Below are 12,938 nucleotides of genomic sequence, written 5' to 3'. Positions count from 1 at the left end.
AGAAATGGGATATATAGAGCTACAGGTAACCAGTAATTTTAGTTTTCTTCGGGGTGCTTCGCATCCGGAAGAGCTCGTGGAACAAGCTGCATCTTTAGGCTATGAAGCTATAGGCATTGTAGATAGAAACAGCTTGGCAGGCGTCGTGCGTGCGCATGTGGCCGCACGAAAATATCGGATACGTTTTATTCTAGGTTGCCGCTTGGATTTATTGGATGGCTCCAGCTTATTGGCGTATCCGAAAAACAAGAAAGGCTACAGTCAATTGTGCAGTTTGCTCAGTACTGGAAATTTGCGGGCAGAGAAGGGGAAATGTCATCTTTACAAAAAAGATGTATATGCTTATAAACAAGATATCATATTTGTGGTGGTGCCGCCGGACACACTTTCGGCAGATTTTGAGTTGGATACCATTTTTATAGAAAATGCTACGGAGTATGCCGCACATTTGGGTGGACAAGTTTATTTAGGATTATCCCGCATCTACCAAGGGGATGATACTAAACGGTTGTTTCGTCTTTATGATTTAGCGGAACGACTTCATATTCCTGTGGTTGCATTAGGCGATGTACATTACCACATCCCAGAGCGTCGTGCTTTACAGGATATCCTGACTTGTGTCCGGGAGAAATGTACGATCTATACGGCAGGATTTCGTTTGCATCCAAATGCTGAACGCTATCTGAAACCACAGGAAGAGATGGAGCGCTTGTTTGCTTCCTATCCAGAAGCATTGGAACATACGATCCAAATAGCCGATGCCTGTCGTTTTTCGTTAGATGAACTGGAATATGTGTATCCCGAAGAGCTTACCCAAGAGGGGCGTTCGCCACAGGAAGAATTAGAAATGTGGGTATGGCAGGGTGCAAAAAAGCGATTTAATGAAGAGGAGTTAGAGAAGCATACCCCCACCATACAGATGGAACTTGACTTCATTCGGCGAAAAAACTACGCATCCTACTTCTTGACCGTATATGATTACGTACGTTTTGCCCGTGAGCGCGGGATTTTGTGTCAGGGACGGGGTTCGGCGGCAAATTCTATTGTATGTTACTGTCTGGAAATCACATCAGTTAATCCTACCGATATAAAGCTGTTGTTTGCCCGGTTTATGTCGGACGCGCGCGATGAACCGCCCGATATTGATGTCGATTTTGAACATGAACGTCGCGAGGAAGTTATTCAATATATCTACGAAAAATACGGCCGGGATAGAGCGGCTATTGTTGCAACTGTGACGCAGGAAAGGGTAAAAGGGGCTTTGCGGGATGTGGGAAAAGCCATGGGCTTGTCTATGGATGCACTTAATCGGTTATCCCAAACGATTGGGTCACATTGGGATAGCAGGTTGGAACCTGATCGGTTTAAAGAGCATGGTTTTCATATCGAAGATCCGCACTTCCGCAAAATATTGGAATTGGCGGAGCAACTGATTGGATTTCCACGTCAGCTGGGCCAGCATACTGGTGGTTTTGTGATTACACAAGGCAAAATTCATGAGTTATGTCCTATTATTCCGGCTCGTATGGAGGATCGCACCAACCTGGAATGGGATAAAGATGATTTGGAAGCGTTAGGGTTTCTAAAAGTGGATGTGTTGGGATTGGGCATGCTGACCTGTATCCGCAAAGGGTTTGACCTAATTAAAAAACATTATGGCCAGGAACTCGAACTAACGAGCATGGGCACGAAAGACAAAAAAGTCTATGATATGATCAGCCTAGCGGACACCTTGGGGGTGTTCCAAATCGAAAGCCGGGCACAAATGTCCATGCTTCCTCGTTTGAAACCGGAAACATTTTATGATCTGGTCATCGAGGTAGCCATTGTCCGTCCGGGGCCTATCCAGGGCGATATGGTACACCCTTATCTGCGAAGACGAAAAAAGGAAGAACCAATAGATTATCCTTCCGACGAGATTAAAGGCATTTTAGAACGAACATTAGGCGTTCCTTTATTTCAGGAGCAAGCGATGGAAATTGCCATTGTAGCCGCCGGTTTTACGCCGGCTGAAGCCGATGCACTCCGACGCAGTATGGCGACCTTTAAGGCCAAAGGAGAAGTGAGCTACTTCCGTGATAAAATGGTAAATGGCATGCTGGCTAATGGATACAAGGAAGAATTTGCCCAGCGTGTTTTTCGTCAGTTGGAAGGGTTTGGTAGCTATGGTTTCCCAGAAAGCCATGCGGCTTCTTTTGCTTTATTAGTGTACGTGTCCAGTTGGATAAAATGCCACTACCCCGATGTGTTTGCTGCCGCTTTGTTAAATAGCCAACCCATGGGATTTTATCAACCGGCTCAGTTAATTATCGATGCACGTCGGCATGGGGTTGAGGTATTACCCGTGGATATCAATTATTCGGCGTGGGACAATACATTGGAAGGAGAGTTTGAGGTGAAACCACATAAACTACGGTTAGGTTTCCGGCAAGTTAAAGGATTGAAAGAAGAAAACATCGAGAAATTAATGCTGTGCCGTCATAAGCATTATACGCGTGTAGATGAACTGGCGGACATGTTGTCTGTTTTTACGTTGGAAAGATTGGCGGATGCCGATGCTTTTCGGTCTATCGGCTTGGACCGACGGCAAGCGTTATGGGAAGTTGCCGCGATACAAGATAGGCAAGTTGCCCTGTTTAAAGGCCAGGATACAGGAAGCCTGCAAGAAAAGCAGATTCGTTTGCCATTAATGAGCGAAAGTGAGCATGTGGTGCAGGATTATGCGACGACCGGACTTTCTATTAAGGCGCATCCGGTATCCTTTTTAAGAAAAAAGCTGGATTTGTTAAACGTACTACCCACCGCTAAATTATCGTTTATGGAAAACGGAATACCGGTTAAAGTATGTGGACTTATTACCGTACGACAGCGACCGGGCACGGCCAAAGGTGTACTGTTCGTAACTATTGAAGACGAAACAGGTTTTGCCAATTTGGTGCTATGGAGCAAGGTATTTGAAAAGTATCGTCGGGAGATATTGCAAGCTAAGCTATTGATGGTAACTGGTTATATACAGGTAGAAGAACGGGTTATTCATGTTGTCGTGCAACAGTGTTTCAACCTAAACAGTTGGTTGTTGGAATTAGAGAATAACTCGGATGCTTCAACAGATACCATCTTTTATAAAGGACGAAATTTTAAGTAATCCCAATCCCCTGATTAAATAGCCGTGTAGCCACCATCTACATTAAAATAGCCGCTTTAATTCAACGTTCCTAAGCTATCGATACCCACATCGTTTTGGGCAAGAAGACCTCGCTCATCTACAGCATGTACAATTTTTGTACTTGCCATATATTCCGGGTTATCCGCATAGATATAGAGCAACGTACCCTCTTTTATCGTATTGATAATGGGTTTATTGACATTTCGAGGTAAAGCCGGACAACCATAGCTTCGTCCTAAGCGGCCGGTAGATTTTATAAACGATTCACTGCAATAATCGGCGCCGTGAATAACGACAGCTCTGGATTTAGCTTGATCGTTGATACCTTTTTCAAGCCCGTTAAGGACTAAGGAATAGCCGTTCCCTCCTTGATAGGTGTTTTCCGTTTCATAAAAACCGAGTGAACTCTGATAAGAACCATGACGGTTTGAAAAAGAACGTGCATATTTATCGCCGGAGTTACGCCCGTGGGATACAATGGTATGATATAGTACCTTTTCGTTTTTCATATCCAATACCACCATTCTTTTTTCCGTTGAGGGCAACGTAAAATCAATGACGGTGAGTATATGATCTCGTCTCGGTTGCAAGGTCCGATATCCTTGCATTGCCTGTTCAAAGGCTTCATATTGTAATACAAACTCCAAATTCATCTTACGATAAAGGAGTTTGATTTCGTCAATTTTTGGAATAGGTTCTTTTTCTACTACAGTTTCAACTGCTTTTTCTTTCGGGAGATATTCTGTTAGCCTAGTCGGTATATAACTCACTAAAAACGACGTCAACAGCACTAATATTAAACTACGCATAGGCAAAAAAATTATTTAATCCAGATGCAAAGGTAGTATTAATTTGATTTTCAAAATGTTAAATTAATGTAAATATCACTCAATAACGATGACCAAGGCGTTAAACGTCTTCGCCCAATCATATACAAATTTGGCATGAGAAGAAGCATTTCGTACACACATATGCGATCGTGGTGTAGTTCCCAACGACCAGCTGTGTTCTATGATAGACGCATTCACACTTTGTGTTGGGATGCCGTGTATATACGCACCATTGGTAAAACGGCTTGCATAAGGGGCATAACCGTGAATGGTATTGGTGCCGTCTTTCAGATAAAACATTTTGTTTTTCTTTTCCTGCACTACAAATATTCCCAATGGTGTTTCATGCGCATAGGGAGGTTTGTGAACGCCAGATGTCGCGGGGTTCATGCTTCGGATTACCCATTCGCAATCACCGGTACGTTCTGCGGTGAGGATATTCTGATTGGTTACATCCACAAAAGCTATATGATGGAATGTAACAGAGTCGCCGATAGCTTTTACATACCGTTTTGGGGTTTCCCAGGTTCCCTCGAATGATACTCCTTCCAGTTGCACCATATCCAACGTATCGCTGGTCAGCAATTTTGCCAGTGCACCATCTCGACCGTAAATAGTGGGAGCTTCTGTCTCGCCAACAACATATAGAGGAGCTGCCTGATAGCGTTCTGTACCTAGGGAATCAGAAATGAGTTTGTATTCATTACGGTGATAATTCTTTACCAAGGGCGCTTCCCGGTTTTTATTTTTCCGGTTCTGTAAAATCGCATAAGAAGCGGGGGTGCGCTGAAAATTTTCTACATACGCCAGCTTTTCTTTGATTTTGTCCAGTTGAAACCGTCGCGTTGTATCCTGATAAGGATAGGTTTCTTCCAATGTATGCTTATCATATGACAACTCTTTGGAGAGTTGGATATCATCTGCTGTTCTCGGCCTTTTTCGCGCCTCTTCTTCGGCTTTCCGAATCGTCTCTAACGAGTCTGCTTTTCGTTGCTCCGCAGGATCGATTGTTTCTGTTTGCTGATTGCGGTTACACGACCATATGGCTGCCGCAAAGATTAAAAATGATAACCTAAAATATATTCTCATGTACAGAGTTAACAGTTTGCTGATAGTGATTGTTCCAAATATATGTAACCTGCGTGAATTTTTATTTAGAAAAAGATATAAATAATTCATGCAAGCTTCATTTCCATTAGGAAAAAATAAATTATGCTAATGGAAAATGTTACTTTTCTTTCTGAATTGCATGCACAAATTATACCAACAATCTTTTATCTTCGTACATAGGGAGTGGAGGTAAGTAGAAAAATGAAATGGTTTATCTGTATAGTAACGATCTGTATTTCTTGTGTAGCCAAATCGCAAGGTGTATTCCAGTTATCTGATGATAAACCGGCTTCTTTTAAATTTGAATTAATAAACAATGTGGTATTGGTGCCATTGACCATAAATGGAATGCCATTTTCCTTTTTGCTGGATACCGGTGTAAAAGAAACCATTTTATTTGCCAATGCAGAAGACTCGATTTACCTAAAGAACCAAAACAAGATGATGTTTCGTGGTATCGGTATCGAAGATGGAGTGGAAGGGATCCTTTCTACCGAAAATGTAATTGAGGTAGGAGGTGTCGCCGTAGATTCCCTTCATTGGCTTTATGTGATACAAGGTGCGGAATTGGATATTTCAAGTGATGTCGGTGTAGCTATCAATGGTATACTGGGATCTAAATTTTTCGATAGCTTCGCGGTAAAGGTCGATTATCAAAAGCAACGTTTGACGTTATTCCCACACGATTATGATTATAAAAAATCCATTCGGAGATATAATTATGTTCCCTTAATGATAGAAAACGAAAGACCATATATAACAGCTAATATGTTAGTCGATACCGTGTGGACTGGCGGCAAGATGCTGCTGGATATGGGCAATACGGCTCCTTTGATGTTATTTGCTTTTTTACTACCACAATTCCATCTCAAGGAACCTTACGTGGAAGAATATATCGGTCGGGGATTTAACGGTGCCGTTTATGGAAAGCGGAACCGGATCAGAAAAGTTACATTAGCAGATTTTACGTTAGATTATCCCATCGTCGTTTATCCGGATTCGAATGCGCTATTTATGAGTAAATTAGCGGAAAATAGAATAGGCTCGGTTGGGAACCAAATATTACAACGGTTTCATTTGTTGATAGATTATCGAAAAAAGGCATTATATCTTCGTAAAAATCGAAAATTTGCCAAACCTTTTCTAGTAAATATGGCTGGAATCGAGGTGCGGCACGATGGCATGATCTGGCGGCGAGAATTGGTAAAAACAGGCTTACCCAAAAAGCAAGAACATCAAATGAAACCCGATCAAGGAATAACGATTAATCTGGCAAATGATGTCTTCCAATATACTTTTGTCTTACAACCTAGCTATCGTATAGCCGGGGTCCGAAAAAACTCGCCGGCGGCTGCAGCCGGCATTCAAGCCGGTGATATGTTACTTAAGGTAAATGGAAAACCAGTAGGCCGATTAACCTTACCGAAAATTATGTCGGCATTGCAGTCTCGCCCGGGAGAGACCCTCCGGCTCACTTTACAGCGTGGCGATGAACAATATGATACCCGATTTCCGCTTGTCGACCCTATTCCTTTTTGAATTCGCTTACCGAGAAAAGCAACTTGATAAAAGGCAACTTTATGTTTTTTTTGCAGAATTATTGGCATTCCATTTTGAAATCCCTTTATTTGCAAAAATCATTCATTATAAATGGCAAAAAATTTACTGATTGTAGAGTCACCCGCGAAAGCAAAAACGATAGAAGGATATTTAGGAAAGGATTTTTTGGTAAAATCCAGCTACGGTCATATCCGTGATTTAGTGAAGACGGATGATGCGATTGACGTAGAAAATAACTTTGAACAAAAATATGAAGTTCCCTCTGATAAAAAGGCAGTTGTCAGCGAGTTAAAGAAATTAGCTAAAGATGCGGAAACCGTTTGGCTTGCATCCGATGAAGACCGGGAGGGAGAAGCTATATCTTGGCATTTATATGAAACGCTATCGTTAAAAGACGATAAAACAAAACGTATTGTTTTTCATGAAATTACCAAACCGGCGATTATGCGGGCCATTGAAGAGCCACGCAAAATTGATTATAATTTGGTAAATGCGCAACAGGCGCGCCGTGTCTTGGATCGTTTGGTAGGTTTTGAACTTTCTCCGGTATTGTGGAAGAAAGTTAAGCCGTCGTTATCTGCCGGTCGTGTCCAGTCTGTCGCTGTACGACTTATTGTAGAACGCGAACGCGAAATCAATAAATTTACGGCAGAGGCTTCCTTTAAGATTGTCGCGCAATTTACGACCGGAAAGGGAAAAGAACAGTTTAAAGCAGAACTGCCACAACGCTTTGAACAAAAAAGCGATGCCGAAGCATTTTTAAAAGATAGTATTCAAGCGACTTTTGCCGTTAGCTCACTGGAAAAGAAACCGGCAAAACGTTCGCCGGCTGCTCCGTTTACGACGTCCACATTGCAACAGGAGGCCAGTCGAAAACTGGGTTTCTCTGTCGCACGGACAATGCAGGTGGCACAAAGACTATACGAAGCGGGACGTATCACGTATATGCGTACCGACTCCGTGAACTTAAGCGACACGGCTATCCAGGCCGCACAGCAGGAGATTGTGAACGCTTACGGTGAAAAATACCATAAGCTACGTCGCTATAAAACCAAATCTGCAGGCGCTCAGGAAGCGCACGAGGCGATCCGCCCCACCTATTTTTCGCACCATACGATTGAAGGTGATCCGGCAGAACGTCGCTTATATGAATTGATCTGGAAGCGCGCTATCGCATCTCAGATGAGTGAGGCGGAGTTTGAGAAAACAACGGCTAAAATAGCTGTATCCACCCGGAAAGAGGAACTAGTGGCGACAGGAGAAATAATGCGGTTCGATGGTTTTCTAAAAGTTTATATGGAATCTACTGATGAGGAATCCGATAATACCCATGAGCAAAGCGGTGACAACGCATTGTTGCCCCCATTAGAGAAAAACCAAAACTTGGAGTTGAAGGCTATGCATGCAACTGAACGTTTTTCTCGTCCGCCAGCTCGCTATACCGAAGCTTCGCTGGTAAAAAAACTGGAAGAATTGGGTATCGGACGCCCGTCTACCTATGCACCCACAATTTCTACTATACAAAATAGAGGCTATGTCATTAAAGAAGATCGAGATGGGAGGGAAAGACAATATACCGTATTGCAGATCGTAGACGATAAAGTCGTAGAAGAAAGAAAAACAGAAATGACCGGCGCGGAGCGATCGAAGATGTTTCCTACCGATATCGGTGTTTTGGTAAATGACTTTTTAGTAGAGCATTTCCACGATATTATCGATTATAATTTTACGGCTAAAGTAGAAAAGGAATTTGACGAAATTGCCCATGGTGGTAAAGAGTGGACAATGATGTTGAAGGATTTCTATGGGCCGTTCCATCAGGGTATTCAAGATACGTTGGAACATGCTGACCGCGCGAGCCACGAACGACAGTTGGGAATGGATCCCGCAACTGGAAAACCGGTGAGTGTACGTGTTGGTCGATTTGGACCATTGGTACAGATTGGTTCCGCAGACGATGAAGAAAAGCCGCGTTTTGCCTCGTTACGTAAAGGACAAATGATTGAAACCATTACGTTTGAAGAAGCCATGGATCTATTTAAGCTTCCTAAAAAGGTGGGGGTCTTTGAAGAAAAGGAGATGACCGTTGCTATCGGACGATTCGGACCCTACATTCGCCATGCAAGTGCTTTTTATTCCTTGCCGAAGGGAATGGATCCCATGGACGTGACAGAAGAAGAAGCTATTCAGATTATTCAGGAAAAGCGACAAAAAGATAAGGAAAAGGTTATTCGCGTGTTCACGGAAAATCCCGATGCACAAATCGAAAACGGTCGTTGGGGACCCTTTATCCGCTTTGGTAAGCAAAATGTTAAAATTCCGAAAGGTACAGATATCGAAAAAATCACCTATGAAGACGTGTTGAAGTGGGCGGAAGCAGATCCGAAAGGTAAAGCAAAGGCGGCCGCAAAAACCACTACGGCTAAAAAGACGACGAAAAAAACAAGTGCAAGTAAATCAAAGAAATAAAAAAGGCAGCAATTAATGGAACGAGAGAATTTTATCATTGCAATTGATGGATTTTCGTCTTGTGGGAAAAGTACTGTTGCGAAAGCGGTGGCAAAGAAGCTCCAGTTCGTATTCATAGATAGTGGCGCTATGTATCGTGCCGTCACCTTGTATTTTTTAAGACATCACGTCAATCTGGACGATACGGAAAAAATTAATGCAGCTTTGGAGCATATTCATATCGATTTTGTACCGCATGCTGATAAAATGTGTATGCTCTTGAACGGAGAAGATGTATCAGAAGAAATTCGCCAAATGCATGTTTCCGAGAAAGTGAGCGAAGTAAGCGCCATTAAGGAAGTACGACAGGCCTTGGTCAGGCAACAACAAAATTTAGGAAAACGCCGAAATATTGTGATGGATGGACGGGATATCGGTACGACGGTATTTCCCGATGCGGATCTGAAAATATTTATGACAGCTAGTCCCGATGTGCGTGCAGAAAGACGATTGGCAGAACTGCTGGCTAAGGGAGAAGAGGTGTCGATGGAAGAGATAAAACAAAATCTAGCCCACCGGGATCATATCGACAGTACGCGTGAAGAAAGCCCATTGCGGCAGGCAGAAGATGCTATTGTTTTGGACAACTCTGACTTAACGCAAGAAGAGCAACTAGAGATTGTACTGAACGAATACGAGAAGAAAAAGAAGGGGCATTATTAAAAGGCCCCTGGATCATCTCCCTCTTGCAATACCAATGTTGCTGTATTTGCGTGCATGCGAAGCCGGTTGCTCATACTAGACTTGAATAACCGTTCTAAGAGGCTCTTGTTCCTTTTTACTACACATAACAGGTCGACGCGGTGTTGTTCGATGTATTTGTTTAAGGTATGTTCGATAGACTGATCCATATCCAGCAACACAAATTCTAGATTGTCTTGCGGAAACATTTTTTGCCAACGATCGGTCATTGCAATAATATCGATGTTTTTATCCTTCAAAACATGGGCGCATTTAACTTTCACCGCAAATTTATCCGCAATTTCCATGATATGACGTAGAGCTGCTTCATCTTTTTCCCGGAAAAGTGTTGTGAACAAAATTTCCTTAATGCCATCGTATTTTGCTTCCTTTGGAACCGATAAGACGGGGACTTTTACACCACGGATGACGCCTAAGGTATTCGACCCAAAAATCTTATCGATCACGCCATCTGCCCGATTTGTACCCATGACAATTAAATGAATCCCTTCGTTTTCAATAATGCGCTGTGCGTTCGCGACAACGGTACCTTCTTCAAAGAGAAAGGTCAACGGCACGTTGGACAAATTATAATCATCTGCCATCTGATGAAGATCTGCAGTGTGCTTTTTAAAATTCTCGAATTGATGCAGTTCATAATTCTCATATACCTCGGGTACCAGCTCTGGCTGTCCAGCATGGGTAGCAGACAATACCGGCTGCATATAAGTATTGAGGACGTATAAGCTAGCGTCCATTTCCTTTGCCAAATGTAAGGCGTATGCAAACGCATTATTGGCAGCGTTGGAGAAGTCTGTGGGGAATAATATCTTTCTCATAACTCTAAGTTTTATATTATATAGCAAGTTAAGGTATTTCCTTGATTTTTACAAGCATTGTGATGCGAAATATCCACGATTGTTAAACACGGGAACGAATCATAATCTGGATATTCCATATGGCCTTTAAAAAACAGATTATTTTGCATATGAATCATTTTTTTATAAGATGAATCATTTTTGATAGAGGTGTAGCATTTGGAAATGATGTTACGTTTAGTTAAAAAATAAAGGTATATGGCAGAATGTTAGGGCGCTGTTCTGGTAAATGAGAATTAATTCGTTAAATTGGCATACCCGAACAGACGGTTTTAAGTGAAAGTTGTTCAGCAATATTGGAAGAAGGCGAGACCATTGACCTTACGAGAGGCTTTGGAAGATTGCGTTGTGGATAAAAGTGAGCGCGGAAAATCGTTTGTTTACAAAAAATATTATGGATATGTCATGGCCGTAGTACTTCGTTACATTACGGTAGAAATGGAGGCAGAAGAGGCTGTTAACGAAAGTTTTGTAAAAGTTTTTAGAAAGATTGGATCTTTCGAAATGCATGCCGAGGAGGACGCATTGGAGAAAACATTTCGTTCTTGGTTGGCGCGTATCGCGGTGAATACATCCATAGACTTACTGCGCACACGAAAACCGACCAGCTTTTTGGAAGATACCTCAGACGAAGAGATGAAATCGCACACCGTAGTGATGACGGACAGATTAGGTGTAGAGGATATTATGAAGCTGCTGACACGGCTACCTGATATCCAACGTTCTATTTTTAATCTATTCGAAATTGAAGGATATTCGCACGAAGAGATAGGAGCCATGCTCCACATTCCGGAAAGCACATCGAGAACATATTTAACACGCGCTAAACAGCGTCTACGTAAATTATATATGGAAGAATTTAGTGTTTCGCACAATATACATTCATAAATGCGAAGGGAAACATGAAAGATCGTAATAAGGAACTTATAGAGCTCATCAAAGAAGGGCTTAAAAATGTAGAGGAACTTCCTTATAAAGAGGGGGCTTGGGAAGCCTATAAAGCTAAATATGAGCCCACTCGGAAGGTAAGATATTTCGCGCTACCTTGGGTGGCAGCAGCGGTTATGGCGTTGGCAGGATTTACTTTCTTGTTTCTTCATGACTGGACAGATTCTACTGAACAACCTTTACCTACCATACCAATGTCTGTCGGGGAAACGACAGACAAACCTATGACGACAGCACCAGGATCGGAACGCTTAGCTTCGATTAACGTGCCGGCTGATAAGATACCAGCTGATAAGATAAAGGAAAGTACGCGAAATAGGGTGACATTGGATGAAATAGACTTACCGCCACTTCATGTGGTGCATTTGACGAGCAAGCCTATGCTGACCGCTAAAGTGGAAAAACCTATCTTGCTGTCCGTCACGGAGGGAGGCAAACCGCCTGTGGCATTGCCCTGGAACGATGATTTAATAGCTGGAGAGCAAATAGATCCAAATTTTGCTTATCAAAGCGAAGCTGCCCGTCATTTATCACCTAAGAAATTGCGTCTTACCGATCGATTTGAATTAGGAGCCTTTGTGAGTCCATCAACTACAGACCGAAGTTTCGATCTTGGCGGCGGACTTGTTTTTGCCTATAGATTTAATGATAAGATCGCTATTCGTACTGGGGCTTCGTTTAACCAATATGAAGTTGGTATGTTGAAATCACATGTACAGGAAATAGGAGAAGAGAAGAAACAAGCAGCAGCAGCTATAAAAAATACGGATAAGCTAATCTCTAAAGAGGCTGCTTCCCTTCGAACCAACAATTTTTTTATTCCTAATTTGAATGCCGTAACTGGAAAGGTACAGACGTTGGATATTCCGCTAGATATACGCTATAATCTAACAAAAGAGTTTTATGCCACGGGCGGCGTTTCTTATGCGGCGGTACTATCTCAGGAGCGTTTTGATCATTATGAAGAATCCGCTGGTATACCGACCTATTCCAGTGCCTCCGATTCGGAGAAGCCCGCTGAAAATCCGGTGACGACCATTGAAACAACCCAAATAAGTAGTGATGAAAATATAAACACCAATGGTTTTGGTGGGTTTGTGAACTTTTCGGTTGGCCGAAAAGTTAATATGGGTAAAACGATGAAAGTTTCGATTGAACCGTTTGTGAAATTCCCCGTAGGCCAATTTAAGCGTGCCGACATGAATTACACAAACGGTGGAATACGTATAATGACGAGCTTCTAGTACGAATACGAAG

Annotated in this window: 9 protein-coding genes; 6 read left to right on the top strand and 3 right to left on the bottom strand. The window is 42.4% G+C overall.

What is annotated here, in order from left to right:
• The first annotated feature begins 4 nt into the window (after window positions 1-4).
• Window positions 5-3,145, top strand: coding sequence for an error-prone DNA polymerase (locus EWE74_RS04050; protein WP_130140228.1), 3,141 nt, complete (start codon window positions 5-7; stop codon window positions 3,143-3,145).
• Window positions 3,146-3,201: 56 nt separating this feature from the next.
• On the opposite strand, the gene EWE74_RS04045 is transcribed toward EWE74_RS04050, so the two are convergent.
• Complete coding sequence (locus EWE74_RS04045; protein ID WP_239018550.1) at window positions 3,202-3,975, bottom strand: murein L,D-transpeptidase catalytic domain family protein; 774 nt, start codon at window positions 3,973-3,975, stop codon at window positions 3,202-3,204.
• A 75-nt stretch (window positions 3,976-4,050) separates the two neighbouring features.
• Window positions 4,051-5,085, bottom strand: a complete 1,035-nt coding sequence (locus EWE74_RS04040) for a L,D-transpeptidase (protein WP_130140227.1) — start codon at window positions 5,083-5,085, stop codon at window positions 4,051-4,053.
• Between the two features lie 222 nt (window positions 5,086-5,307).
• On the opposite strand from EWE74_RS04040, the gene EWE74_RS04035 reads away from it, so the two are divergent.
• The 3 genes from EWE74_RS04035 (at window position 5,308) to cmk (ending at window position 9,837) form a co-directional block, all read left to right on the top strand.
• Window positions 5,308-6,645, top strand: a complete 1,338-nt coding sequence (locus tag EWE74_RS04035) for a PDZ domain-containing protein (RefSeq protein WP_130140226.1) — start codon at window positions 5,308-5,310, stop codon at window positions 6,643-6,645.
• A gap of 111 nt (window positions 6,646-6,756) precedes the next feature.
• Window positions 6,757-9,135, top strand: a complete 2,379-nt coding sequence (topA, locus tag EWE74_RS04030) for a type I DNA topoisomerase (protein WP_130140225.1) — start codon at window positions 6,757-6,759, stop codon at window positions 9,133-9,135.
• Between the two features lie 15 nt (window positions 9,136-9,150).
• A complete protein-coding gene (cmk, locus tag EWE74_RS04025; protein ID WP_130140224.1) occupies window positions 9,151-9,837 on the top strand; it encodes a (d)CMP kinase in 687 nt (228 codons plus the stop codon).
• On the opposite strand, the gene EWE74_RS04020 is transcribed toward cmk, so the two are convergent.
• Window positions 9,834-10,694, bottom strand: coding sequence for a universal stress protein (locus tag EWE74_RS04020; protein ID WP_130140223.1), 861 nt, complete (start codon window positions 10,692-10,694; stop codon window positions 9,834-9,836). The genes cmk and EWE74_RS04020 overlap by 4 nt on opposite strands.
• Window positions 10,695-11,009: 315 nt before the next feature.
• On the opposite strand from EWE74_RS04020, the gene EWE74_RS04015 reads away from it, so the two are divergent.
• Both EWE74_RS04015 and EWE74_RS04010 read left to right on the top strand, forming a co-directional pair.
• Window positions 11,010-11,621 (top strand): RNA polymerase sigma factor, encoded by a 612-nt coding sequence (locus EWE74_RS04015; protein WP_130140222.1) that lies wholly within the window; start codon window positions 11,010-11,012, stop codon window positions 11,619-11,621.
• 14 nt (window positions 11,622-11,635) lie between these two features.
• Window positions 11,636-12,925 carry a porin family protein gene (locus tag EWE74_RS04010; protein ID WP_130140221.1) on the top strand — a complete coding sequence of 430 codons (1,290 nt, stop codon included), beginning with the start codon at window positions 11,636-11,638 and terminating at the stop codon, window positions 12,923-12,925.
• The last annotated feature ends 13 nt before the right edge of the window (window positions 12,926-12,938 follow it).

The sequence above is a fragment of the Sphingobacterium corticibacterium genome (assembly GCF_004208525.1).
GTDB lineage: Bacteria > Bacteroidota > Bacteroidia > Sphingobacteriales > Sphingobacteriaceae > Sphingobacterium > Sphingobacterium corticibacterium.
The sequence above is the reverse complement of the archived record's forward strand: the minus strand, read 5'-3'. Positions and strand labels throughout refer to the sequence as shown.

What these genes read in the sequence shown, in the direction of transcription:
- EWE74_RS04050 (WP_130140228.1), top strand. Translation starts at nt 5, where the DNA reads ATGGGATATATAGAGCTACAGGTAACCAGTAATTTTAGTTTTCTTCGG.
- cmk (WP_130140224.1), top strand. Translation starts at nt 9,151, where the DNA reads ATGGAACGAGAGAATTTTATCATTGCAATTGATGGATTTTCGTCTTGT.
- EWE74_RS04035 (WP_130140226.1), top strand. Translation starts at nt 5,308, where the DNA reads ATGAAATGGTTTATCTGTATAGTAACGATCTGTATTTCTTGTGTAGCC.
- EWE74_RS04010 (WP_130140221.1), top strand. Translation starts at nt 11,636, where the DNA reads ATGAAAGATCGTAATAAGGAACTTATAGAGCTCATCAAAGAAGGGCTT.
- EWE74_RS04045 (WP_239018550.1), bottom strand. Translation starts at nt 3,975, where the DNA reads ATGCGTAGTTTAATATTAGTGCTGTTGACGTCGTTTTTAGTGAGTTAT.
- EWE74_RS04040 (WP_130140227.1), bottom strand. Translation starts at nt 5,085, where the DNA reads ATGAGAATATATTTTAGGTTATCATTTTTAATCTTTGCGGCAGCCATA.
- topA (WP_130140225.1), top strand. Translation starts at nt 6,757, where the DNA reads ATGGCAAAAAATTTACTGATTGTAGAGTCACCCGCGAAAGCAAAAACG.
- EWE74_RS04020 (WP_130140223.1), bottom strand. Translation starts at nt 10,694, where the DNA reads ATGAGAAAGATATTATTCCCCACAGACTTCTCCAACGCTGCCAATAAT.